This window comes from Floridaenema flaviceps BLCC-F50, assembly GCF_041929275.2.
Lineage (GTDB): Bacteria > Cyanobacteriota > Cyanobacteriia > Cyanobacteriales > Aerosakkonemataceae > Floridanema > Floridanema flaviceps.
Genome location: NZ_JBHFNR020000001.1, coordinates 3,132,676 through 3,155,802 on the forward strand (window position 1 = coordinate 3,132,676; position 23,127 = coordinate 3,155,802).

The following is a 23,127-nucleotide window of genomic DNA, read 5'->3' on the forward strand; positions in this document are numbered from 1 at the left end:
GCGGAGTGCGATCGCGTAGCGTACCAAGATTGAGTATCGCTCTTAGTTTTGGTTGTTTATTATTCGGTAAATTGCTCTCAAGTAAGCTATAATTTGGCAAAACTTCTCTACTATGATATGAAAACAATGAAACTGCGATCGCAAATTGGAACAGATGGCATATTGCTTCTCCAGATGCCTACCGAGCTTAAAAATACTTCTGTTGAAGTGGTGGTAGTTATACAGCCGTTATCATCTGAAGAAACTAAACCACAGTATAATGCTTGGGGAAAACCAACTACTAAACAATCTATTCAAGAAGCAGTTACCAAAATGCAACAACTAAGGCAAGAAGTAGGAATAGATAAAAATTCAATTCGCGAAATGATTGAAGAGGGGCGCAGGTTTTAATGCGGTTTGTCTTGGATTGTTCGATAGCAATCAGTTGGTGCTTAGTCGATGAAAATGACAATTATGCTAATGCTATACTGGCTATGATGCCAAATTCTGAAGCTTATGTACCGGAAATTTGGTCGCTAGAAATTGCTAATACTTTACTAGTTGCAGAACGACGTAATCGCATCACTACTGAACAATCGGAGTTAGCTATTGCTCTGTTACAATCTCTATTAATTCACGTTGACGAATCTACAAATAACTATGCACTTTCATCAACTTTGTTGTTAGGAAGGCAAGAAGGTTTAGCAGCTTATGATGCAGCATATTTAGAGTTAGCATTACGATTACAATTGCCGAGCGCAACACTTGATACTAGATTAGCCCAAGCAGCAACTCGCTGTGGTGTGGAGTTGGTAGTTGTTGATGAAGAAATAAATCCAGAAGATTGATAATAATGCAACTCAAAAAATGAATTTCAAGAAGTGTTGATGAAAAGAGCGATCGCTCAGAAGAAAAAACAAAGTGCGATCGCCTTTGGCGCTGCGCTACGCGCAATCGCGTAGCGTGCCTCTGTTGCATATCGCTCTTTTTTGTTAGTGCTTAAAACACTGATGACTAGCTCGCTCTCACGCTCTCAGGTAAACTATAATTATGGAGAGTTTCTGGAGTTTGACAATGAAAACCTATAGCTTTGATGCCGTTGTGGAATTGGTCGAAGAAATGTCGGATGAAGAACAGAAGATTCTCATCAATTTGATCGGGAAACGACTAAAGGAAAAACGGAGAGATGAGATCGCTCTCAATATTGTTAGTGCCCAAGAAGAGTATAAGAGTGCGATCGCGTAGCGTGCTAAGAGAGCGTATCGCATAGCGTACTCTCTTGCATATCGCTCAATATACAAGCTGCTATATCAGCAACTATCCAATCATCATATTGCAATTTAGATTGTTAGGATATTGGCAGAGATATACCACTTTCAGATAAGCCAGAATTGCTCGGAATAATATCTTCTACTTCTCTAATAACCTGCCAATCAATGAGTGCTACCCAAAGATTTTCCTCTTCTGAATATTGAACTACACCATCAGCTTCTAATTCTTCGCTATAAAGGGTGAGCAATTGACCATTTTGCAACTTAATATTTTGGCGGCTTAAGTCTTCTATTGTTCCCACACAATTTAGACGAAGGCGACCTTGTGCATCGGCATTATGAAAGTCTGCAAAAATTTTAGGGTGACTCATAATTTTACTCTAATCGAGATGATTGCTTTGCTGGATTGGGAATTGTTGGTGTTAGCAGAAAGCTTGCTTGCTCTGGCGTTAAGCCAGTCAGAGTTGCATGATTTAAACTTCTACCAGAAGTACGGATCACATCTCCTCCTTGGACGCGAACTTCGCCTACTGTCGTTACGCCAACTTGTCCATGAGGGATTGCTAATGCTAGCTCTGCTACTGACAATCCTACTGCACATTCTACAGAAATTCCTGTAATGCCGCTGGGGTGGGTTCCTGTGGCACGTTGAATATCTTCTGGGCGATTACGACCACCACGAACTACAAAGGCTTCGTTTGGAATTATTTCCACACACAAATGTACGCTATTAGATTTAAGTACGCGCTACAGTTTACCAAAAATTTCTGCTCAGGTGCGATCGCACTACAAAAAATAGCGATATGCTCTCTTAGCACGCTACGCGATCGCACCTGAGAAAAAATCAAGTACAATCGCTTTTTCATTTTAGGCGATCGCTAATTTGAAAAAAGAGAGTGCGATCATGATCGCATAGCCTGTTCTCTTGCATAACCCTCTTTGTTTTGCTGCCTCTTCGCTATCCATCCAATCATCACATTGCAATGATAGAAATGGATAAGATTGTCAGTGGAAAAAAATGTAGAGTAACATAGGTCAACCCAAACTATAATTTTAGCAATCTTACTGTCTTAAAATATCAATTTAATTTTCTTGTATTGCCACCTCCTCCTAAATTATTGCCGTCTGGACTTTTGTATACCCCTGCTCCACTAAAAGTTGTAATCACACTGTCTGTGCCATTGATGCCTGAACCTCGATCGCATAACATTTTTCTGACAAGCTGAGTCCCGTCATACACTCTTCTAGTGCTGCCACCACCACCAGGATTTTGACCATCTGGACTGTAGTAAATTCCTGCTCCGTCAAATGCTGTGTAGAGTCCTCCCCGACACACTAGCATTGCTACTACCTTTTGTCCTAAGTACAGCCGTGTAGTGCTTCCACCGCCGCCAAGGTTTTGACCATCTGGACTGCGATAAATTCCGCCATTTTCAAATGCTGTGTAGATTGCGCCGTTGTATTGAACTATCGCCAAAGTCTGTTGTGTACCATCATAAACTCGTACAGGATTGCCCCCTGAAGCAGGATAGAAGAATATGTGACGGTTTGGCTCAATACGAAATGAGCCTGCTGCGCGTGTTACATCGATTGTACTTTGTGCTTGAGCATTGGGTAAGCTGTTGCTACAAACACTAAACATGGGTGCTACTAAAATCAACCCAGTTGCGAAAATACTTGAAAGTTGCTTGGGCTTAATCGTTCTGGTAATCATTGAGAATAAACTTACTCTCGATCCAAACTAGCAACTAATTTTTCTGTTTACATTGACAAAAAATCTGGTAATTATCGGGACTTTTCCAATTGATGATCTACTCGAAAAGGGGAAAATATGGGGAAATGTTGGGAAATGTGGGGAAACATTGGATACAATACTACCAGCCTGACATCTACCCGACTGTATGAACCTTGAGGAAATGCTAAAACTTGCAGACGAACTCGTATTTGCTAGAACAGGTAAGCATCTTAATGATTTGCAAAAAACGATTCTGCGAGGGACTTGGGAAAATGAGGAATACAAAGAAATTGCTCAAAAGGTTAAACTTTCCGAGGATCGTGTTAGAGAGGTAGGAATGGAATTATGGCAAATACTTTCACAAGAGTTGGGCGAAAAAGTTAAGAAATCCAATTTTCGAGCATCAATGGAGAGATTGCAAGTCTCCTTATTTTCACATTATGAACAGCATCACAATCAAATCGGTAGTTTCAACATTTGTGGAGAAAGTAGACAACCGCCAGATATACCAAACTCACAAGCAGATAATGAGGAAACAGCTAACTCGAAACAAACTAAAACCTCGCATCAAGATTTAAGTGAGATGCCAGAGTTGGGTAATTTTTATAATCGCACTCCCCAACTAGAAACCCTAAAAACATTAATCTTAGAACAACGCTGTCGCTTAATAGCACTAACAGGTATCAGCGGTATCGGCAAAACTACATTAGCGGCGCAACTCGTACAACAAATAAAAGATGAATTTGAGTATGTAATTTGGTGTAATTTAGAAACTTCCCCCACTTTAGCTGAATTTCAAGAGAAACTAATCCAGTTTTTCTCGCAATCAGAACAGCTAGATTCACCTGCAACTAACCAAAAACCTTTACCGTTACTTAAGTATTTACAAAAACATCGCTGCTTAGTAGTTTTGGATGACATTCACAATCTTTTTATTAGCGGCGAATTAGCAGGAAAGTATAAACCAGGATATGAAGAATATCGCTCTTTATTTAAAAACATAGAAACATTATCTCATCAAAGTTGCTTTTTGTTAATTGGTTGGGAACAACCCAGAGAAGTGACTCAAGTTAAAAACCAAAATCCTGCTATTTGTACTTTACAACTAACTGGTTTAGATATTGAATCTGGACGGGAACTACTAAGAGATTACGGGTTAGCAGAAATCGAGAATTACTCAGCTATTATTCACCGCTACCAAGGCAACCCATTCTGGTTAAAAAGTGTGGGAAATTTGTTACAAGAGTTGGGAGGAGGCGCGACTGAGATATTACAAGATGATACTATTTTATTACCGGGAGAATTGCAAGATAATTTACAACAAACTGTTAGCCGTTTATCAGATTGGGAAAAAGAAGTTCTTTCTTTGATGGCGAGAGAAGGTGACGGAATTAAATTGGTAAAATTAATAGAAAATACCAAAATTCCCACGTCAGATTTAGTGAATGTTGTGCAATCTTTATGGCGGCGCTGTTTGATAGAACAACAGGGAAATTGTTACATTTTGCCCGATGTATTAAAGCAGTATATTCTCTAGATCCCCGACTTCAGATCCCCGACTTCTTCAAGAAGTCGGGGATCTGGGGGGATCTGGGTGCTATGTTATTATAAAAATTATCAAACTTATTTAGCCTTTAGCTGATTTTTATGACCGCAGTAACCACAGTAACAACTGCTTCCAAACTCGCTGATTACTTCATCTGGTTTGCGAATGATGTAGGCTCTTACCTCAGCAATCAAAAGCTACAAAAACTATTGTATTATGCCCAAGCATGGTATTTAGCATTTGAAGATAAACCGCTTTTTGATGAAGATTTTGAAGCTTGGGTACATGGGCCGACTATCCCAGCTTTGTTTTACGAATACAAAGAACAATTCGGCTTTAAACCAATTCTGAAAGAAGTGGAAAAACCAGAGTTTTCAGAGGAAGTACAAAAGTTTTTAGATGACTTAGCTGACGAGTATTTTTTTCTGGACGCTTATGAGTTGGAATTGATGGTGCGCCGCGAAGATCCTTGGATTAAAGCAAGAGGTGACTTGCCAAAAGATGAACCTTCTCATGCTATTATTACCAAAGAATTAATGAGAGATTTTTACAAAACTCGTGTCATCGAAGAAACCTAAAAAAGCAGATTTACGCCGTCAGACATCTTTATCTAATATCAAGCGCCAAGATGTGAAAATACCGGAAGGAATTAGTTTTTCTTTCAGGTATTATCAGGATGATAAAGAGAAATTTTCGATCGACAAGAGAGATGCGAAATATCTAAGCTCTCTCTTGCGAAGACTGCGGGATTTATCACAGTTGAAAGCTGATGAAGTTATTAACAATCAAAGTAAAAGTCTGCGATGTCATGGAATACATTGGCAAGATACAACTGAGCCTCACGGTTTCGGTATTCTTCATGAAGATCAGCTAGTAAGTACACCTTACCAGTTTCAAATATCTGCTAATGAATATGGCAGGGTGCATGGGTTTTTCAGCGAAAATGTTTTTTACATTGTTTGGCTAGATCCAGACCACAATCTGTATAGTTGAAATTATTAAAATTTGACTTAGGTGTTGATGATAGTTTGCCCTAAATGTTTGAGGATTTGAAAAGCCGATCGCACTTCGCTTACCACAGTATAAATTGAAAATGCTCTTGACAATGCGTATTGAGGAGCAAAAAGTTTCACAAACAACACATCATCACCATTCGTTAACATCCCAAATCGCGGTTTATTCAAATCTGGATTTGCCATCATATATGCTAATGCTTGGGGTAATGCCGATCGCACAGAAATAGTAGTTTTTTTAGACTCCAAAATCATTACCCAAAGCTGATTTTGCAAAATCAAAACATCAATTCTTCCGCGTAAGGTTTCTTCTCCATCATCAACTGCAATTTCAATAGCAGCTTCTGCTTTCATTTTAAATGGTGGATCGTAAAATCCCGCTAGTTCTAATAAAGGCGATGCTACCAGCAACGTTACTGCCCCTTCTAGCAATTCTCCGTCCGATCTGTGATACAGTAATCTACGTCGCAGAGTATCCAAAGCAGTCTGTTCAGAATCACTCAGACTTGGTAATTCAGTTTGCCATTCTGTAAAAAAAGCTTCATCCTCAGTTCGGCTTAAGTTAAACCTTGATTCAGCTTCAGTCAGAGTTTTTATTGCTTCTGTAACTGCAACAAACTTCGCCATCTGTTTCAATTGTTATGGGGATTATTTTAATTATGGGGAATGGTGCGTTACACTGCGTTAACGCACCCTACGGATTGTTTATTTAGCGGGTAGAAGCTGAGGGGAGTTGATTAATTACTTTGTCAACTATTCCGTATACTTTAGCTTCCTGAGCAGACATGAAAAAATCTCGCTCGGTATCAACCTCAATTTTGTTTAATGGTTGACCTGTTAGTTGAGCTAGTAAGCTGTTAAGTAAAGTTCTTGAATGCAAGATTTCTTTAGCTGCGATCGCAATTTCACTTGCTTGTCCTCCAACATCATATATTGAAGGTTGATGAATCATAATTCGTGAGTTAGGTAGAGCAAAGCGCTTTCCTTTAGTACCGCTGGCTAACAACATAGCTGCCATTGAGCTACATTCTCCCACACTAACCGTCACCACATCAGATTTAAGAGATCGTATCGTGTCGTATATCGCCAACCCTGGTTGTATGTCACCACCCCTAGAATTAATGTACAAATAAATATCTTTCCCAGGTGCTTTGGCATCTAGAAAAATTAATTGATATGTAATTCTTTCTGCTAATTCAGGCGTTATTCTTCCTGTTAGAATGACGATTCTTTTACTGCGTAACCATTGATAAATTTCTGGATCTAACTGTTTGTTATTTGACGATAGATCGATCGCATCCACAAGTTGAGATAAACTAAGCTTTGAACTAATTTCCTTAGAAGTTTGTCCCATCACTACATTCGGACTAAGAGTGGTAGTGAGAAGAGTTAAAGAAATAGAAGATAGAAGTGGCACAAAAATTTTGAGACTCATGTAGTTTAGTGTCTTACAGGCAACCTTATCATTATCCGATGCTTAAATCTATAATCAGGATTTTATTTAGCCTTTTGCACTACAATAATATTAAGTGTGAATACGTACTAATGTTTTGAGGAATGCCGATCGCGTGGAAATCAGGGTTTTTTAGACTATAAAACTATTACCCAAAGCTGATTTTGCTAAATTAGTCATTGTAGATAACAAATCAGCGACAATATAAATAGAGTGAATTTTTCGATCGCAAATGAGTAAAGAAGACTGGCTAGAAATCGGTACGATCGTATCAGCGCAAGGTTTAAAAGGAGAGGTGCGGGTTTATCCTGAATCGGATTTTCCTGAACGTTTTGAAAAACCTGGAGAACGTTGGTTATTGCATCCCAAGGAAACCGAACCGCGATCGATCGAATTGCTGAGTGGTAGATTCATTCCCAATAAAAATTTGTATATTGTAAAATTGGCGGGAGTTAGCGACCGCAACCAAGCCGAAGAATTACGGGGATGTAAATTATTGGTTCCGGCGAGCGATCGACCAACATTAGAAGCAGATGAATATCATATTTTAGATTTAGTGGGTTTAGAAGTTTTCAATCAATTAAATGGTGAAAAAATTGGCGTTGTCAAAGATTTAATTCCCGCAGGTAACGACTTATTATTAGTCAGCCCTAATGATTCATCTGGGGTTGGTGAAGAAGGCGAAAAACAAAAGGAAATTTTAATTCCATTTGTCAAAGAGATTGTACCCATTGTAGATTTAGCAAATAAGCGAATTGAAATTAATCCCCCTCCCGGTTTGTTAGAAGTTAATAGGTAGAATTAACCAGGAAAAATTTTGTGGGATGGGCATCTGTGGGATGGGCATCTTGCCCGTCAACAACTACTACTCTTGCCCGTCAACAACTACTCTTCCTCATCATAAAATACATTAACATTAACATAGAGAAAGTTTCACAAAAGTTGTGCTTATGACAGGTGCTAGAAATGTTTTAGGGGGAGATTTGCAAACTTGTTGCACTTCACCAATGACGGGATTTTATCGTGATGGTAAGTGTAACACGGGTGCGGGTGATGTGGGCGCTCATATCGTTTGCGCTCAAGTAACTGAAGAATTTCTCACTTTTAGTAAAGCCAGGGGAAATGATTTATCCACACCAGTTCCGGCGTTTAATTTTCCTGGGTTAAAACCTGGCGATCGCTGGTGTCTATGTGCCCTAAGATGGAAAGAAGCTCTAGATGCTGGTGTTGCACCCCCTGTAATTTTATCTTCTACCCATGCTTCAGCTGTGGAATATGTTTCCCTCAATGAACTGAAAGCAAACGCTCTCGATCCTGTTTAAAAACTGTCGGGTGGGCATTTTGCCCGCCAAATAAATATTATCAAAACTAATAAACAAAAATAGACATCTGCAAAAAACCTTGTAGAGACGTTATATATAACGTCTCTACAAGATATATAACGTCTCTACAAGGTTTCCAGGTAATGCACCTTTAATTTTTGGAGATGTCTAATTAATCTAGAATTAAATTTAGTTTAACTAAAGATCTAACAAAAGATACTGACAGCTTCATATTATCAACAGTATCATCATTTACCAATTAGAACATCTTAGGAAGTGGGTAAATGGCTAAATTGATTTTACTCCGTCATGGTCAAAGTCTTTGGAATGCTGCCAACAAATTTACAGGTTGGGTAGATGTTCCTTTGAGTGAACAAGGTCGCGCCGAAGCGACAATTGCTTCTTGTAAACTTAAGAATAACAAATATCTTGTAGATGTTTGTTTTACAAGTATGCTATTTCGAGCAATGGAAACCGCCGTTATTTGTTTAACAGAATGTGATGAAATTTGTGGCGGTAAAACCCCGATTATTAAACATGATGCAACTGACGAAGATTGGCATGGTTGGGATAAGTATGATGGCAGTCCAGAAGAAGAATTACCCATCTATCCTTGTTCATGTTTAGATGAGCGTTATTATGGGGCATTGCAAGGGTTAAATAAAGCCCAAACTGTGGAAAAATATGGCAAAGAACAAGTTCATGAATGGCGACGTTCTTTCTCTGTACGTCCTCCGGGTGGCGAAAGTTTGGAAGATACAATGAAGCGAGCTTTGCCATTTTTTCAAGACCGTATTCTCACTCATCTTAAGCATGGAGATAATGTGTTAGTTGCGGCTCATGGTAACTCTTTACGGGCGATTATGATGGGTTTAGATAACTTAAGTCCAGAGGAAGTTACCAAACTAGAGTTAGCAACTGGTGTACCAACTGTTTACGATGTAGACGAGTCAGGAAAAGCGACTAATAAGATGATTTTGGCGTAAGTTCGTTGTGAGGACTTTAAGTAGGTGCAAATAAATAAAGTGAAAATAGTTATCTATCAATGGGGCGGGCTCTCCTGCCCACCCCACAAGATTTTCAGCTTTCTTGTGGGGTGGGCAGGAGAGCCCCGCCCCATTTTTACTTTATTTAGATCTACCTACTTAGTCCTTCTATGTGGCAAAAAAGGACTAAAGTCCTCACAACAAACTAATTTAAAGATTGCGTCTGTTCAGCAAATTTTCTGTATAATAGAAAAAATCAATGGTTTAGCTGTTAAGTGAAATTTTTGATTTCTTATATAAAACTATGTAAAAACTTATCCAACTATGGTAATTTTACTGAGTGATTCGGGAAGAATAAGAAGGAGAATAAAGTAATTGATAAATTTGCCTGGTTAAGCGAGGCTGGGGATAATGAATTCTCAAATAGTGACTGCGAATGGGTTAGGTTGGGCAAATATAGACCGATTTTTTGAACTATCGGTTGATTTACTTTGTATAGCTAGTTTTGATGGTTATTTTCAGCTTTTAAACCCAGCTTGGGAGAGAACGCTAGGTTTTACACAAGCTGAACTGATGGCAAAACCCTTTATTGAATTTGTACATCCAGAAGATCAAGCTGCGACTATCGCAGAAGCCCAAAAATTAACCACAGGTGCAAAAACTATTTCTTTTGAGAATCGTTATCTTTGTAAAGATGGTTCTTACAAGTGGTTGTCTTGGAATACCAACCCTTGTTCAGAGGAAGGGTTGTTGTATGCTGTTGCTCATGATGTTACCAAACGTAAGGAGACAGAAAACTCTCTCAACCGCTTGGCGCAAATTTTAGAAACTACAACTGATTTTGTGGGTACTTACGACATTCGCCAAGGAAAGGGAGTTTACTTGAACCAAGCGGCGCGTCGGATGTTGGGCGTAGATATAGATGAAGATATCGATATAAGCGATCTCTGTGAGGTACACCCAGAATGGGTAAATAAAATTCTTAGGGAAGAAGGTTTTCCCACTGTGTTACGTGAGGGGATTTGGAGTGGGGAAATTGCTTTTTTGAGTCGTGATGGTAGGGAAATTCCGGTTTCTCAAGTAATTTTAGCTCATAAAGATGCTCATGGTCAGCCGGAATTAATTTCTACTATTGCGCGTGATATTAGCGATCGCAAACAAGTAGAACAAACTTTATTAGCAACTCAGGAAAAATTACAACATTTAATTTCTTATAGTCCAGCTGTTATTTATAGTTGCAAGGCATCAGGTGATTTTGGTGCTACCTTCATCAGCGAAAATATTACGGCGATGATGGGCTATGAACCAAGGCAATTTATCGAAGATTCTTCATTTTGGGTTAATCATATTTTTCCCGAAGATCGATCGCTTGTGTTTGACGGATTATCTAATTTATTTGCTAATGGCTGTCACTCTCATGAATATAGATTTCTTTATAGTGATGGTAAATATCATTGGGTACACGATGAATTAAAGTTAGTTAAAGATGCCGATGGCAACGTGCTGGAAATTATCGGTTGTTGGCGCGATGTGAGCGAACGCAAACAAATGGAAGCCGCACTTAAACAAGCTAACGAAACTTTAGAACTTCGCGTTCAAGAACGGACTGCTCAATTAAATAGCTTAGTTTTGCAATTAGAAACTGAAATTAAACAACGCCAACAAGCCGAGTCAACTTTATATAATAGTGAATCTCGACTCAATAGTATTTTGAATTCCCTGCATGATGTAGTGTGGTCAGTTTCTCCCCAAACTTTACAAGCATTGTATATTAATCCGGCTGCTGAAAAAGTATATAAACGTTCATCTAAAGAATTCTTTGAAAATCCTAATTTATGGTTAGAAGTAGTTCATCCCGAAGATAGAGAGATTGCTATTAACTGCAACCACAGAGTTTTAGCAGAAGGAAAAAGCGAAGCTGAGTATCGCATTATTCAACCAAATGGCGAAGTACGTTGGATACACGCTCGTGCTTGGTTGATTTATGATGAAACAGGTGCAACTATTCGCATAGATGGTTTATCCGCAGATATTACCGATCGCAAACAAGCCGAAGCAGCTTTAGAAGTAAGTGAGTCGCGCCTCAACAGTATTTTTACTTCCTTAAAAGATGCAGTCTGGTCAGTTTCAGCGACTACATTTCAGATTTTATACCTCAATCCAGCCACAGAAAAACTTTATGGTAGATCCTGCAAAGAATTTTATGAAAACTCGAAATTGTGGGTAGAAACTGTTCATCCAGAAGACCGCGAATATGCTTTTAGTCATCATCAAACACTGTTAGAAACTGGAAATAAAGAAATTGAATATCGGATTATTCGACCAAATGGCGAAGTGCGTTGGATTCTCGATCGCGCCTGGTTAATTTATGACGAAAATGGTAAATTGCTGCGGATTGATGGCGTAGCTTCTGATATCACCGAACGTAAGGAAGCCGAAGAAAAATTGCGTCAAGCTACCGCCGAATTAAAAGCCATTTTTGAAGCTTTACCTGATATGTATTTTCGCCTAAATGTAGATGGGACTATATTAGATTTTATCACTGGACAATCACAAGCATTGTATTTGCCACCATCTGAATTTATCGGCAAAACAATGCGAGAAATCTTTCCTCCAGATTTAGCAGATAAATTCTACAATGCTATATTTAAAGTATCGGAAACTAAATCTTTTTCTACTTGCGAATATTCCTTACAAATGCCCGAAGGCGAACGTTTTTATGAAGCCAGGTATTTACCTTTATTGGAAAATCAAATAATTGCCGTAGTCCGAGATATTACTCAGCGAAAAGAAGCTGAACAAGCACAAGCTAGATTAATTGCCATTTTAGAAGCAACACCTGATTTTGTTGGTATTGGCACTGCTGAAGGACGAAATATTTACATAAATAAAGCAGGTCGGCAAATGGTGGGAGTAGGGGAAAATGAAGATCTTAGTAATACTTGCTTCCAAGATTATCACCCAGAATCAGTAATGGAATTGCTCGTTAATGAAGTATTACCAATTGCCATTGAAAAAGGTTCATGGAGTGGCGAAACTGCATTATTGCATCGGAATGGTAGCTTAATTCCTACTTCTCAAGTAGTGATGAGTCATAAATCGGAAAATGGGCAAGTGGAATATTTTTCCACAATTATGCGGGATATTAGCGAACAGCACGCTGCGCTACGCGAACGCAAAAAATCCGAAGAAATTTTAGCCAAACAAGAGCGAACTTTAAGAGCTATTTTGGATAATACACCGATTTGGATTTGGATGACCGATCCCAACGGAAAAATTCAATTTATTAACAGAACTTTCTGCGAAAATGTGGGTGTTCCAGAGTCGATATTTTTGGCAGCTAGCCACTATTGCGAAATTTTAGGAGTTCAGGAATCTGCCAATTGTATGGCTTCAGATGCAGCTACTTGGGCACAAGAAACACCATATCAAACAGAGGAAATTTTACCCTTTGTTGATGGCAAATTGCATTATTTAGAAGTTACTAAAGCTATAATTAAAGATGCCAATGGTAAAGGAATTGGTTTAATTGGTTTAGGGGTTGATGCTACAGAAAGAAAACTCCAAGCCGAAGAACTTTTGCGATCGGAATCTAGATACAGACAACTAGCCCAAAGGGAAGCATTACTGAATCGTTTAGCTAGCGACATCCGTAAATCATTGGATGTTAATACAATTTTGAAAACCATTGTCTGCGAAATTCAAAGCTTATTACAAGTTGAACAATGTAACTTTGCTTGGTATTGTCAACAGACAAATCCACCAGCTTGCAATGTGGTAGCCGAAGCACAAATATCAAGTATACCTAGTCAAATTGGTAAGCGTCCAATTAAAGCTAATTCCCTAATTAATCAATTGTTAAATCGGCAAATGATTTGTGTTTCGGATATGCGAAATGCCGCTAATTTAGAATGCCGAGAATTATACCGGGAATGGGGTTTTGCTGCTTTATTAGCCTTGCCAATTAAAATGCCTTCTGGAGAAATGGGATTACTTAGTTGTGCTCAATATAATGAGGCAAGATATTGGAGCGAAGATGAAGTAGAATTGTTGCAAGCTGTTAGCGATCAATTAGCGATCGCTCTTTCCCAAGCAGAACTCTACACCCAAGCGCAAAATTCCGCCAAAGAAGCCCAACAAAAAGCCCAAGAATTAGAGTTAACTTTGAACCAATTACAACAAACTCAAGCCCAACTAATTCAAACCGAAAAAATGTCATCTTTAGGGCAATTAGTAGCAGGTGTCGCTCACGAAATTAATAACCCCGTTAACTTTATTTACGGTAACTTGACACACGCTGAACAATACACTTCTGAATTGCTCAACTTAATTGAACTTTACCAAAAACACTATGCCCAACCTCCCGCAGAAATTGCCCAAGAGATTGAAGAAATCGATTTAGATTTCCTCGCCAGTGACTTACCTAAATTATTAGTTTCAATGAAAATGGGAGCCGAACGTATCCGGCAAATTGTCCTAAGTTTACGCAATTTCTCGCGCTTAGATGAAGCAGAAATGAAAGATGTAGACATTCATGAAGGTATTGATAATACATTGCTAATTCTGCAAAATCGGATTAAAGCAAAAAGCGATCGTCCAGCAATACAAATTGTTAAAGAATATGGCAAACTACCTTTAGTACAATGTTACGCCGGACAATTAAATCAAGTATTTATGAACATCATCAACAATGCTGTTGATGCCTTGGAAATGAAACATTGGGAAAAAGAGCAACCACCATTACCAAAAATTATTATTGAAACCAAAGTTTCTGCTAATAAAACTCATGCTATTATCTCCATTACAGATAATGGCCCAGGAATGTCTGAACAAGTTAAAACTCACTTATTTGACCCATTCTTTACTACTAAAGCCGTTGGCAAAGGCACAGGTTTAGGATTATCTATTAGTTACCAAATCGTAGTAGAAAAACATCAAGGAACCCTTAAATGCGAATCTCAAATCAATCAAGGAGCAACCTTTATCATTGAAATCCCCATTCATCAAACCAATTAAGTCTGTTTTAAGTCTGTTGTAACGACTTGAGTCGTTTCCAGAGCAGGACTAAAGTCCTCACAACGAACCGTCTGTTGTAACGACTTGAGTCGTTTCCAGAGTAGGACTAAAGTCCTCACAACGAACCAGTTTATAACTCACGATAGAGTATTATTCCTCACAATTACTTCTTTAGACACAGGATGTAAATTTTTGCCTCCTCTAAGCTAAAAATAACAGTGATTAAAAACTGTAAAACCGCAGTTTTTAGGTATTTACGAGAGAGGAATAAACTCATGTTTTTTCATAAAAAAGAAACAATTCATACAGTCAATATCAACGATCCTAATCCTCGTTTCGCACAACTACTTTTAGAGCAATTTGGTGGAGCAACTGGAGAATTAACCGCAGCTTTACAATACTGGGTTCAGTCTTTTCACTGTGAGCATCCGGGAATTCGCGATATGTTACAAGATATCGCCATTGAAGAATTTGGTCACTTAGAAATGGTGGGTAAATTAATTGAAGGACATACTAAAAATACAGATCAAACAGAAGCTTATAAAAGCACATTGTTTGCCTTGCGTGGTATAGGCCCACACTTTTTAGATAGTCAAGGAGTTTCTTGGACTGCGGCTTATATTAACGAAGGTGGCGATGTTGTGCGCGACTTACGAGCAGACATTGCTGCGGAAGCTGGTGCTCGTCAAACCTACGAAGAATTGATTAAATTGGCACCTGATGAAGGCACTAAAAACACTTTGGTACATTTGCTAACTCGCGAAATTTCTCACACCAAAATGTTTATGGAAGCTTTGCAGTCTTTAGGTAAGCTAACTGTTCCTTTCTTTGGTAATATTGAACCCGATCAAACTGTCGATATTTACTACAACTTATCTCAAAACGGTAAGGATGAGCGTGGGCCTTGGAATTCCGAGCCTAACTTCCGATATGTTGCTAACCCGTTGTCAGAAACGCAATCATAACCACAGAAAGTTAAAGACAGGGAAACTTGAACAAACAAAAGGGAGAAGTTTGGCGAGAATCGATCGCCAAACTTCTCCCTTTTCAGGAAATTTCTGCTTAAAGCTTTTTTTTACCAATAAAAATATGTATAATAACAGAAATATTCGATCGCCAAACCTAAACCAAAATGCCAAAGACTTAAATTAGAAACAGTTTATACAGAAAAATCAGAAACTCCAAGATATTTATAAAAAAAGATATCTGAGCCAACGCTTCCATTTAGGATTGTGCCCTTGCTATCTGCTTACTTACTTGTCACTCACGGAAGTCGTGACCCTCGTCCCCAAACTGCCGTAGAGCAATTAGCGCAATTGCTTTGCCAAAAATTACGCGGGGAAATGCTCACCAAAACTCAGGAACTCACAAATACCGAAATATTAACAAACTCATCTGTTAATGTGGTAACAGTTAGAGAACCTTTGGTGGGTACAGCTTGTTTAGAATTAGCTCCTTTACCATTGCATGAACAAATTCAACAGTTTGGTAAATATGCTTCTTCCGCTGGTTTCAAGCATATTCAAATATTGCCATTATTTCTGCTACCGGGAGTTCATGTTATGGAAGATATCCCCGCAGAAGTAACAAAAGCAAGGGAGAATTTTGGTTCTGACTTAACAATGGAAGTGCGACCTTACTTAGGATTTCATTCCCAAATTAGTCAGGTATTAACTTCTAATTTGCATGGTTTTAACGCCGATGAGTGGATTTTGTTATCTCATGGAAGCCGCCGTCAAGGTGCTAATTATCCAGTGGAAGCATTAGCAAATAAAATAGGAGCATTAGTAGCTTATTGGTCAGTACCACCAAGTTGGGAATCTCAGGCAAAAAGTTTACTAATTAAAGGAAAAAAACGCATTGGCATTTTGCCTTATTTCCTATTTACTGGGGGAATAACTGATGCGATCGCGCAATCAGTAAAACAAATTAAACAAGAGTATCCGGCAGGAAAATTTCATTTGGCAAAACCCTTGGGAACCACCTCTGAATTAGCAGAATTAATCTGGGATTTAACGAGCAAATGAATCAAAACACATTCTTAATTGCACAAGAGAGGACAACATATTTGGGTAAAGTATATTTAGTCGGTGCAGGCCCAGGAGATCCTGGTTTAATGACAATTAAAGGAAAAGCACTTTTAGAATGTGCCGATGTCGTAATTTATGACGCACTTGTAAGCCCTTCAATTCTGGCAATGATCAACCCGCAAGCCGAAAAAATTGATGCGGGAAAAAGAATGGGTAGACACTCATTATTACAAGAAGAAACAACTAAATTATTAATTGAAAAAGCCCAAACTCAAGCAATAGTTGTCCGCCTCAAAGGTGGCGATCCTTTTGTGTTTGGTCGTGGCGGCGAAGAAATGGAAGACTTAATTAATGCCGGAGTTTCAGTAGAAGTAATTCCAGGCATAACATCAGGAATTGCCGCACCAGCTTACGCCGGAATTCCCCTGACGCATCGAAATTATAGTTCTTCAGTCACCTTTGTTACTGGTCATGAAAGCGCCGGAAAATATCGTCCTGACATAAGTTGGTCTGCGATCGCGCAAGGTTCCGAAACAATAGTAATATACATGGGCGTACATAATTTAGCCCAAATTGTGCCAAAATTACTAACAGCTGGATTAGCAGCAAATACACCCGTAGCCTTAGTTCGTTGGGGTACTAGACCAGAACAAGAAGAACTAATTGGCACCCTAGAAACAATCGTTGAACAAGTAGAAACAACTCAGTTCAGCGCCCCAGCGATCGCCATAATTGGTGCCGTCGTAAACCTACATAGTATACTGTCAGTAGCTCGCCCATATATATAAACAAACAATGGCTGTTAGTGGAATTACCTCAACCCAAGTAATTCAAACTATATTGGCTCCAGCAGTAATGATTTCCTCGAGTGCCTTATTTTTTTTAGGATTAAGTTCCCGATATGTGGCACTTTTAACCAGAATTAGATTACTCAACGATGAAAAAAGAAATCATAATCGACAACTGATGGAACAGGGGAAATTGACCCAGTTCGATCGCAACAGATTAGGTCATATCAACACTCAGATAGATGCTTTATTACGCGCAACATGGTATGTACGAAACGCCATTTTGTGCCATATTTTAGCCGTAATCTGTTTTGTGTTGAGTTCATTTGCGATCGCCATCAACTTCCCCATTACTCATCGCATTATTCAAGGCATACCCATCTATTTATTTTTAAGCGGAATGTTTTTAGTTTTATGCGGTGTTACCTGTATGGGTTTAGATATTTTTATATCTTCCAGAGTAATCTTAGTAGAAGTTAAAGATGAAGGTTAACAGAAAAAAACACTTAGTTGCAAAACTTAAACTTTAAATTCGCTACAGGGGGAAACAACCCTAAACTTACCTGAAAAATTTGTGTTAATCTGTCTGTAGAGAGAAAGTTAGCGGTGCAACTAGAAGCCATACCCTCAGCAATATCCAAGAAAGAACTCCTTTTCTCTTTAGGGTGTTGGCTTAATCAAAAAAAGATTATAGTGTATATGATTGGACAACATTTCTGTGCAGCCCTTGTCGATCTATTACCCACATCTATTCCTATTTGTCTACAGCCTGAGAGAAATACAGGAAGACATTCAACCAACCCCCCAGCAACAATCCTGGGAAAGTTTGCGTAATCGTCTCAAACTTGACCAAGAAGCACATAGCAACCCAGAAAGAAACTACCCCTTTATCCTAGAAGATATCGAAGGCGTAACAGGTTTTTATCGCCACTACATCTTGGGAGATACAGATAGTTTATTAGTTTGTTGCAATACTAAAGATAAAGAAAATCCCCAAAATTATGATTGCTTTTATGAATTTCAGAAAAAACTAGAAGCTAAAGGCACTATAGGCAAAACATGGCTGATTTTAGGCTATGTAAACTCCGCCACCGATCTAGACAAAGAAAAAGCAGCTAAACAAGCTTACCAGTCATTTAGAAAAGATGGCACAGAACCACAACTGAGACCCGGAAATCACTTTTTAGGAGCTTCAGTTTTTGAAATTTGGGAATCACCAGAAGATTGGACAGATAACCCAGAACATGAAAATGTACTAATTTGTATTTGTCACCATAAAAAGATAGTAGAAAGGATTGAAACTTTTCAATATGAACTAATGTTATTGTTCTATTATCGCCATAAAATTAATTGGAACTATCGCAGTAGTATAAACATTAGAAAAATACTGATTCAGGAGGGTATTTTCCCCGAAACTAACCAAATAAATGAAGCTATTATTAACTGGCCTGAAATCAGCGACATCGAACGAAACTTTGATTACTTCAATCACGAACTTCGGACAAATTTGCATATTTTAGCTAAATATACAATCGCACTGGAAAGTTTGAAAGTGCAATTGCAAAATTTGCGCCAAAACCTACAAAACTACCAAAATCGCTTAGCAATAATCAAAGGTAAAGCAACTGAAGAAACCGGAATAACTAAACTCAAATTTATCGAGGAATTCGGCGAATTTACTGCTGCTGATTATCTGTTGCAAATGGAACAAGATTATCGGATATTAATGCCACAATTACAGGTGAGAGAAAAGTATATTAATAGTATCCGCACTTTTATTGAAATACTTCGAGGCGAACAAGACCGCCAAATAGCCTGTCAAAATACCAAGTTTCAAGATACACTAATCTTTCTCGGTACTACTATTGGTACTTCTACCTTTACAGCCGTTGCTTCCGCACCATTTATAATTAAACAAGCTACTACCTCAAACTTAAGTCAAACTCCTCAGAATAGCTGGTTCACCTGCTTTAGTTTCTTAATTTTATATTTAGCGATCGGTCTAATTTCCGGTTACTTTGTCTCTCAATGGTGGCGGTTTTATCAAAAATCTAGATGATTGAGATCCCATTGAGATCCCCCTATCTCTTGAGATCCCCGACTTCTTCAAGAAGTCGGGGATCTCAGAGGGGAACTACAATAAAAAAGAAGCATTCAGGTAAAAACTATTTCTCACTCTCACATCGAACTAGAAGTTCAAGAAACTAGCGATCTTCTTAAACAAACTCAAACCGATCGCATAGACGCTTGGTTAGCTAGTCAAGTACCAGACCTTTCTCGATCGCGCATTCAAAAACTAATTCAACAAGCAAATGTCCAAATTAATGGCGAAGTTTGTACCAGCAAAAATCACACCGTAAAAACAGGCGATCGCATCCAAATTACTATCCCCGAAGCTACAACTTCAGAACTAAAACCAGAAACAATTCCTCTGGATATCCTTTACGAAGATGACCATTTACTCATAATTAACAAACCTGCTGGTTTAGTGGTTCATCCCGCCGCCGGACACTTCGATGGAACTCTCGTTAACGCTTTGTTGGCCCATTGTCCCTTAGCGGAAATTGGCGGTGTTCAGCGTCCGGGTATAGTTCACCGCTTGGACAAAGATACTACTGGCGCGATCGCGATCGCCAAAACTGACCAAGCATACCAACACCTGCAAGCACAACTCAAAGCTAAAACCGCCCGTCGAGAATATTTAGGCGTAGTTTATGGCGCTACCAAAACCGAAAGCGGCACCGTTGACCAACCGATCGGTCGCCATCCCGTAGACCGGAAAAAAATGGCAGTTGTCCCAGAAGCAAAAGGCGGTCGTCCCTCCGTCACGCACTGGTGGGTCAAGGAACGCCTGGGAAATTGCACTTTGATGCACTTCCAGCTAGAAACAGGTCGCACCCACCAAATTCGCGTCCACAGCGCCTACATCGGTCATCCCATTGTTGGCGATCCTGTTTACAGTTCTGGGCGGGATGTCGGTGTTAACCTACCCGGACAAGCTTTACACGCTTGGCGACTCTCCCTCCAACATCCGGTTACTGGAGAGTTAGTCCAAGCGATCGCCCCACCTCCCCATTCTTTCGTGACTCTCCTAGAAGTTTTGCGACGGCGTTGCGGTCTACCGCCAAGGGAATTAGAAATTTAAATCTGTCATTTTTCTCTATCGCCAGACGGATGACTTAAGCGATCGGTTTAGTGCTTCTCGCTCCCCCTGTCACTCCCCCTGCCCCAAAATTCCCCCCTACCCCAGCTATTTGGCGAAAATTTTGCCCGGATTTTACATAGCTATGTAAACTTTACTTAATATAACTATATATATTAAAAAGAGAATTTTAGGGTAATTTAAGCACCAAACCTTCAACCAGTAAAGCTTAACGGCAATAATTAAGAAAATATAAAAAAACACTAGGGAATTTAAAATTACCTCAAATTATTAAGCAATGTAAAAAATATGGGCTAAATAAGGCTGGACAACCCTAATAAATAAAGGAATTGCAGCGTTTCTCTATACTTAGCTAAGGTATTTAATAATTCGTAATAAATAAATCACAATAGGCAGTGTATAAAAATAACCTGTAGGGACTAGAAGACAGGCAAATGTTAAACAAAACACTCGTTAAGTAAGTTTTCTCGTTTCTCATAAAAACGTGAACTTTTCTCAGATTTATGCCTTATGCTTGTAGAAAGATGAAGATAACTCATCGACGAGTCATAAGTCAGAAGGTCAAAACAGTGTTTTGTTGCCTGAAATCTGACACCTGCTAGGCTAATTCAAAAAAGAGTTAGCTTAACCAGAGATTCCGAAAATTTTCCGCAAAACGCACTCAACAACAATTCAAGTAGGAGATTGAGTAAATGTTAGACGCATTCGCCAAGGTTGTTTCTCAGGCTGATGCTAAGGGCGAGTTCCTGAGCGCCGGACAATTAGATGCTTTAACCAACATGGTTAAAGAAGGCAACAAGCGCTTAGATGTCGTGAACCGCATTACCAGCAACGGTTCCACCATCGTTGCTAACGCTGCTCGCGCCTTGTTCGTAGAGCAACCTCAGCTGATCGCTCCTGGCGGAAACGCCTACACCAACCGTCGCATGGCAGCTTGCTTGCGCGACATGGAAATCATCTTACGCTATGTTACTTATGCGATTCTCGCAGGTGACTCCAGCGTATTAGACGATCGTTGCTTGAACGGTCTGCGCGAAACCTACCAAGCTCTCGGTACTCCTGGTTCTTCCGTAGCAGTTGGCGTGCAAAAAATGAAAGAAGCAGCAATTGCTATTGCTAACGATCCCAACGGTATCACCAAAGGTGATTGCAGTCAGTTGATGTCTGAAGTAGCTAGCTACTTTGACCGCGCTTCTGCTGCTGTTGCTTAAGAAGCAGAAAGTGTAATTAACACTCTCATTTTTTCAGAACTGTCGTTAGAAAACATCTGCATTTGGAGATACCAAGAACATGAAGACCCCTATTACCGAAGCTATCGCAGCAGCCGATACCCAAGGCCGTTTCCTGAGCAATACCGAACTTCAAGTTGTTCGTGGTCGTAATGAACGCGCAGTTGACAGCATGGAAGCTGCTCGCGCTTTGACCAACAACGCACAAAGCCTGATCAACGGTGCAGCCCAAGCGGTGTACAACAAATTCCCCTACACCACTCAAATGCAAGGGCCAAACTATGCTTCTACCAACGAAGGCAAGTCCAAGTGTGCTCGTGACATCGGCTACTACCTCCGCATGGTAACCTACTGCTTGGTTGCTGGTGGCACAGGCCCAATGGACGAATACTTGATTGCTGGTTTAGATGAAATCAACAGCACATTTGAGTTGTCTCCCAGCTGGTACGTAGAAGCTTTGAAATACATCAAAGCTAACCACGGTCTGTCTGGTCAAGCTGGTAACGAAGCTAATACCTACATCGACTACGCGATCAACGCTTTAAGCTAATCGATCGCATAGCCCGGAAAGGTATGCAGTTGCTAGCTGCGAAACTAGCAGGTGCGTACTTCTCCGGGCATTGTTGTATCTAAATCAAGTGCTCTGTTTGTTGTGTTGGGAGATTATTAATTGTGGCGATAACAGCAGCAGCATCTCGGTTGGGAACTTCAGCATTTAGCGACAGCGCTAAAGTGGAACTGCGTCCCAATTCCAGCAAAGAAGATGTTCAAAACGTAATTCGAGCCGCTTACCGTCAGGTACTTGGCAACGACTATTTAATGGCTTCTGAAAGATTGACCAGTGCGGAATCTTTGTTAGCTGATGGCAACATCTCAGTTAGAGAGTTTGTTCGCATCCTGGCAAAATCAGAGCTATACAAAACCAAGTTTTTCTACAACAACTTTCAAACCCGGGTCATTGAACTCAACTATAAACATCTGTTGGGACGTGCCCCTTATGACGAATCAGAGGTAATTTTCCACCTCGATTTGTGGAATGAAAAAGGTTACGACGCAGAAATCGATTCTTACATCGATTCTCCAGAGTACACGGCTAACTTTGGCGATAACATCGTACCTTTCTATCGCGGTTTTGAAACCCAACCAGGACAAAAACAAGTCGGTTTTAACCGGATGTTTAAGTTGTACCGGGGTTATGCAAACAGCGATCGCGCCCAAGCTCAAGGCAGCAGTTCTCGCCTCGCCCGTGACTTGGCAATGAACTTACCCACAACCATTGTTAGACCTTCCGGTGGCGATGGCAGTTGGTCATACTACAGTGCTTCCAGCGATATTGCACCTCGCAACTGTTTGGGTGGATCTTACGGTGAAAGCGGTCGCGTTTATCGCATCGAAGTCGCAGGCATTCGCCAACCTGGATACCCAGGAGTACGTCGCAGCAGCGTCGCCTACTTGGTACCCTACGAAAACTTGTCCAACAAAATGCAGCAAGTTCTTCGGGCTGGTGGCAAAATCATTAGCGTTACCCAAGCTTAGAAATAGTCAATCGATTTTCGATTTTCGATTTTCGATTTTTAAAGATCGAAACTTACGGAA

The 23,127-nt window shown here is 39.7% G+C and carries 24 protein-coding genes; 19 read left to right on the plus strand and 5 right to left on the minus strand.

Annotation, left to right across the window (positions count from 1 at the left end; all coding sequences use genetic code 11):
* Positions 1-117: 117 nt before the first annotated feature.
* The 3 genes from ACE1CI_RS15105 (at position 118) to ACE1CI_RS15115 (ending at position 1,224) form a co-directional block, all read left to right on the plus strand.
* Positions 118-390: a hypothetical protein gene (locus ACE1CI_RS15105; protein ID WP_413266123.1), complete on the plus strand. Its 273-nt coding sequence runs from the start codon at positions 118-120 to the stop codon at positions 388-390.
* Positions 390-827: a type II toxin-antitoxin system VapC family toxin gene (locus tag ACE1CI_RS15110; protein ID WP_413266122.1), complete on the plus strand. Its 438-nt coding sequence runs from the start codon at positions 390-392 to the stop codon at positions 825-827. Before ACE1CI_RS15105 ends, ACE1CI_RS15110 begins: the two co-directional genes overlap by 1 nt.
* 226 nt (positions 828-1,053) lie before the next feature.
* Positions 1,054-1,224 carry a hypothetical protein gene (locus ACE1CI_RS15115; protein ID WP_413266121.1) on the plus strand — a complete coding sequence of 57 codons (171 nt, stop codon included), beginning with the start codon at positions 1,054-1,056 and terminating at the stop codon, positions 1,222-1,224.
* A 103-nt stretch (positions 1,225-1,327) separates the two neighbouring features.
* Here the strand turns inward: ACE1CI_RS15115 and ACE1CI_RS15120 are convergent, their stop codons facing one another.
* The 3 genes from ACE1CI_RS15120 to ACE1CI_RS15130 all read right to left on the minus strand — a co-directional run bounded on the left by ACE1CI_RS15120 (position 1,328) and on the right by ACE1CI_RS15130 (position 2,964).
* Complete coding sequence (locus ACE1CI_RS15120; RefSeq protein ID WP_413266120.1) at positions 1,328-1,621, minus strand: hypothetical protein; 294 nt, start codon at positions 1,619-1,621, stop codon at positions 1,328-1,330.
* A 4-nt stretch (positions 1,622-1,625) separates the two neighbouring features.
* Complete coding sequence (locus ACE1CI_RS15125; protein ID WP_413266119.1) at positions 1,626-1,964, minus strand: flavoredoxin; 339 nt, start codon at positions 1,962-1,964, stop codon at positions 1,626-1,628.
* A gap of 364 nt (positions 1,965-2,328) precedes the next feature.
* Positions 2,329-2,964: a hypothetical protein gene (locus ACE1CI_RS15130; protein ID WP_413266118.1), complete on the minus strand. Its 636-nt coding sequence runs from the start codon at positions 2,962-2,964 to the stop codon at positions 2,329-2,331.
* A 187-nt stretch (positions 2,965-3,151) separates the two neighbouring features.
* On the opposite strand from ACE1CI_RS15130, the gene ACE1CI_RS15135 reads away from it, so the two are divergent.
* The 3 genes from ACE1CI_RS15135 to ACE1CI_RS15145 all read left to right on the plus strand — a co-directional run bounded on the left by ACE1CI_RS15135 (position 3,152) and on the right by ACE1CI_RS15145 (position 5,524).
* The gene (locus tag ACE1CI_RS15135) at positions 3,152-4,522 is read left to right on the plus strand and encodes a helix-turn-helix domain-containing protein (protein WP_413266117.1); all 1,371 of its coding nucleotides are present in this window, start codon (positions 3,152-3,154) and stop codon (positions 4,520-4,522) included.
* A gap of 110 nt (positions 4,523-4,632) precedes the next feature.
* Positions 4,633-5,109, plus strand: a complete 477-nt coding sequence (locus ACE1CI_RS15140; protein ID WP_413266116.1) for a Panacea domain-containing protein — start codon at positions 4,633-4,635, stop codon at positions 5,107-5,109.
* Entirely contained in the window at positions 5,090-5,524 is a 435-nt protein-coding gene (locus ACE1CI_RS15145) for a hypothetical protein (RefSeq protein WP_413266115.1), read from the plus strand. The genes ACE1CI_RS15140 and ACE1CI_RS15145 overlap by 20 nt, the downstream gene beginning before the upstream one ends.
* Before the next feature lie 17 nt (positions 5,525-5,541).
* Here the strand turns inward: ACE1CI_RS15145 and ACE1CI_RS15150 are convergent, their stop codons facing one another.
* Positions 5,542-6,171 carry a type I restriction endonuclease gene (locus ACE1CI_RS15150; RefSeq protein WP_413266114.1) on the minus strand — a complete coding sequence of 210 codons (630 nt, stop codon included), beginning with the start codon at positions 6,169-6,171 and terminating at the stop codon, positions 5,542-5,544.
* A gap of 82 nt (positions 6,172-6,253) precedes the next feature.
* On the minus strand, positions 6,254-6,898 hold the full coding sequence (locus tag ACE1CI_RS15155) for a ClpP family protease (protein ID WP_459564105.1): 645 nt from the start codon (positions 6,896-6,898) through the stop codon (positions 6,254-6,256).
* A 331-nt stretch (positions 6,899-7,229) separates the two neighbouring features.
* Between ACE1CI_RS15155 and rimM the strand changes: the two genes are divergently transcribed.
* The 13 genes from rimM to ACE1CI_RS15220 all read left to right on the plus strand — a co-directional run bounded on the left by rimM (position 7,230) and on the right by ACE1CI_RS15220 (position 23,067).
* A complete protein-coding gene (gene rimM / locus ACE1CI_RS15160) occupies positions 7,230-7,796 on the plus strand; it encodes a ribosome maturation factor RimM (protein ID WP_413266112.1) in 567 nt (188 codons plus the stop codon).
* Positions 7,797-7,947: 151 nt separating this feature from the next.
* Entirely contained in the window at positions 7,948-8,319 is a 372-nt protein-coding gene (locus tag ACE1CI_RS15165; protein ID WP_413266111.1) for a DUF2237 family protein, read from the plus strand.
* Between the two features lie 284 nt (positions 8,320-8,603).
* Positions 8,604-9,305 carry a 2,3-bisphosphoglycerate-dependent phosphoglycerate mutase gene (locus ACE1CI_RS15170; protein ID WP_413266110.1) on the plus strand — a complete coding sequence of 234 codons (702 nt, stop codon included), beginning with the start codon at positions 8,604-8,606 and terminating at the stop codon, positions 9,303-9,305.
* A gap of 411 nt (positions 9,306-9,716) precedes the next feature.
* Positions 9,717-14,321 (plus strand): PAS domain S-box protein, encoded by a 4,605-nt coding sequence (locus ACE1CI_RS15175; protein WP_413262940.1) that lies wholly within the window; start codon positions 9,717-9,719, stop codon positions 14,319-14,321.
* A gap of 275 nt (positions 14,322-14,596) precedes the next feature.
* The gene (locus ACE1CI_RS15180) at positions 14,597-15,286 is read left to right on the plus strand and encodes a manganese catalase family protein (protein WP_413262939.1); all 690 of its coding nucleotides are present in this window, start codon (positions 14,597-14,599) and stop codon (positions 15,284-15,286) included.
* 267 nt (positions 15,287-15,553) lie between these two features.
* The gene (locus tag ACE1CI_RS15185) at positions 15,554-16,348 is read left to right on the plus strand and encodes a CbiX/SirB N-terminal domain-containing protein (RefSeq protein ID WP_496615492.1); all 795 of its coding nucleotides are present in this window, start codon (positions 15,554-15,556) and stop codon (positions 16,346-16,348) included.
* Positions 16,345-17,139 (plus strand): uroporphyrinogen-III C-methyltransferase, encoded by a 795-nt coding sequence (cobA, locus tag ACE1CI_RS15190; RefSeq protein ID WP_413262937.1) that lies wholly within the window; start codon positions 16,345-16,347, stop codon positions 17,137-17,139. The genes ACE1CI_RS15185 and cobA overlap by 4 nt, the downstream gene beginning before the upstream one ends.
* A gap of 7 nt (positions 17,140-17,146) precedes the next feature.
* Positions 17,147-17,632, plus strand: coding sequence for a DUF2721 domain-containing protein (locus ACE1CI_RS15195; protein WP_413262936.1), 486 nt, complete (start codon positions 17,147-17,149; stop codon positions 17,630-17,632).
* Positions 17,633-17,857: 225 nt separating this feature from the next.
* Positions 17,858-19,198, plus strand: coding sequence for a hypothetical protein (locus tag ACE1CI_RS15200; protein WP_413262935.1), 1,341 nt, complete (start codon positions 17,858-17,860; stop codon positions 19,196-19,198).
* A 123-nt stretch (positions 19,199-19,321) separates the two neighbouring features.
* Positions 19,322-20,284: an RluA family pseudouridine synthase gene (locus ACE1CI_RS15205; protein ID WP_413262942.1), complete on the plus strand. Its 963-nt coding sequence runs from the start codon at positions 19,322-19,324 to the stop codon at positions 20,282-20,284.
* 710 nt (positions 20,285-20,994) lie between these two features.
* A complete protein-coding gene (gene cpcB / locus ACE1CI_RS15210) occupies positions 20,995-21,513 on the plus strand; it encodes a C-phycocyanin subunit beta (protein WP_413262934.1) in 519 nt (172 codons plus the stop codon).
* Between the two features lie 79 nt (positions 21,514-21,592).
* Complete coding sequence (cpcA, locus tag ACE1CI_RS15215; RefSeq protein ID WP_413262933.1) at positions 21,593-22,081, plus strand: C-phycocyanin subunit alpha; 489 nt, start codon at positions 21,593-21,595, stop codon at positions 22,079-22,081.
* A 122-nt stretch (positions 22,082-22,203) separates the two neighbouring features.
* Positions 22,204-23,067 (plus strand): phycobilisome rod-core linker polypeptide, encoded by an 864-nt coding sequence (locus ACE1CI_RS15220; protein WP_413262932.1) that lies wholly within the window; start codon positions 22,204-22,206, stop codon positions 23,065-23,067.
* Positions 23,068-23,127: the final 60 nt, after the last annotated feature.

What these genes read in the sequence shown, in the direction of transcription:
- ACE1CI_RS15130 (WP_413266118.1), bottom strand. Translation starts at nt 2,964, where the DNA reads ATGATTACCAGAACGATTAAGCCCAAGCAACTTTCAAGTATTTTCGCA.
- ACE1CI_RS15140 (WP_413266116.1), top strand. Translation starts at nt 4,633, where the DNA reads ATGACCGCAGTAACCACAGTAACAACTGCTTCCAAACTCGCTGATTAC.
- ACE1CI_RS15105 (WP_413266123.1), top strand. Translation starts at nt 118, where the DNA reads ATGAAAACAATGAAACTGCGATCGCAAATTGGAACAGATGGCATATTG.
- ACE1CI_RS15170 (WP_413266110.1), top strand. Translation starts at nt 8,604, where the DNA reads ATGGCTAAATTGATTTTACTCCGTCATGGTCAAAGTCTTTGGAATGCT.
- ACE1CI_RS15115 (WP_413266121.1), top strand. Translation starts at nt 1,054, where the DNA reads ATGAAAACCTATAGCTTTGATGCCGTTGTGGAATTGGTCGAAGAAATG.
- ACE1CI_RS15155 (WP_459564105.1), bottom strand. Translation starts at nt 6,898, where the DNA reads ATGGGACAAACTTCTAAGGAAATTAGTTCAAAGCTTAGTTTATCTCAA.
- ACE1CI_RS15195 (WP_413262936.1), top strand. Translation starts at nt 17,147, where the DNA reads ATGGCTGTTAGTGGAATTACCTCAACCCAAGTAATTCAAACTATATTG.
- ACE1CI_RS15150 (WP_413266114.1), bottom strand. Translation starts at nt 6,171, where the DNA reads ATGGCGAAGTTTGTTGCAGTTACAGAAGCAATAAAAACTCTGACTGAA.
- ACE1CI_RS15120 (WP_413266120.1), bottom strand. Translation starts at nt 1,621, where the DNA reads ATGAGTCACCCTAAAATTTTTGCAGACTTTCATAATGCCGATGCACAA.
- ACE1CI_RS15165 (WP_413266111.1), top strand. Translation starts at nt 7,948, where the DNA reads ATGACAGGTGCTAGAAATGTTTTAGGGGGAGATTTGCAAACTTGTTGC.
- ACE1CI_RS15175 (WP_413262940.1), top strand. Translation starts at nt 9,717, where the DNA reads ATGAATTCTCAAATAGTGACTGCGAATGGGTTAGGTTGGGCAAATATA.
- cpcA (WP_413262933.1), top strand. Translation starts at nt 21,593, where the DNA reads ATGAAGACCCCTATTACCGAAGCTATCGCAGCAGCCGATACCCAAGGC.
- cobA (WP_413262937.1), top strand. Translation starts at nt 16,345, where the DNA reads ATGAATCAAAACACATTCTTAATTGCACAAGAGAGGACAACATATTTG.
- cpcB (WP_413262934.1), top strand. Translation starts at nt 20,995, where the DNA reads ATGTTAGACGCATTCGCCAAGGTTGTTTCTCAGGCTGATGCTAAGGGC.
- rimM (WP_413266112.1), top strand. Translation starts at nt 7,230, where the DNA reads ATGAGTAAAGAAGACTGGCTAGAAATCGGTACGATCGTATCAGCGCAA.
- ACE1CI_RS15180 (WP_413262939.1), top strand. Translation starts at nt 14,597, where the DNA reads ATGTTTTTTCATAAAAAAGAAACAATTCATACAGTCAATATCAACGAT.
- ACE1CI_RS15135 (WP_413266117.1), top strand. Translation starts at nt 3,152, where the DNA reads ATGAACCTTGAGGAAATGCTAAAACTTGCAGACGAACTCGTATTTGCT.
- ACE1CI_RS15110 (WP_413266122.1), top strand. Translation starts at nt 390, where the DNA reads ATGCGGTTTGTCTTGGATTGTTCGATAGCAATCAGTTGGTGCTTAGTC.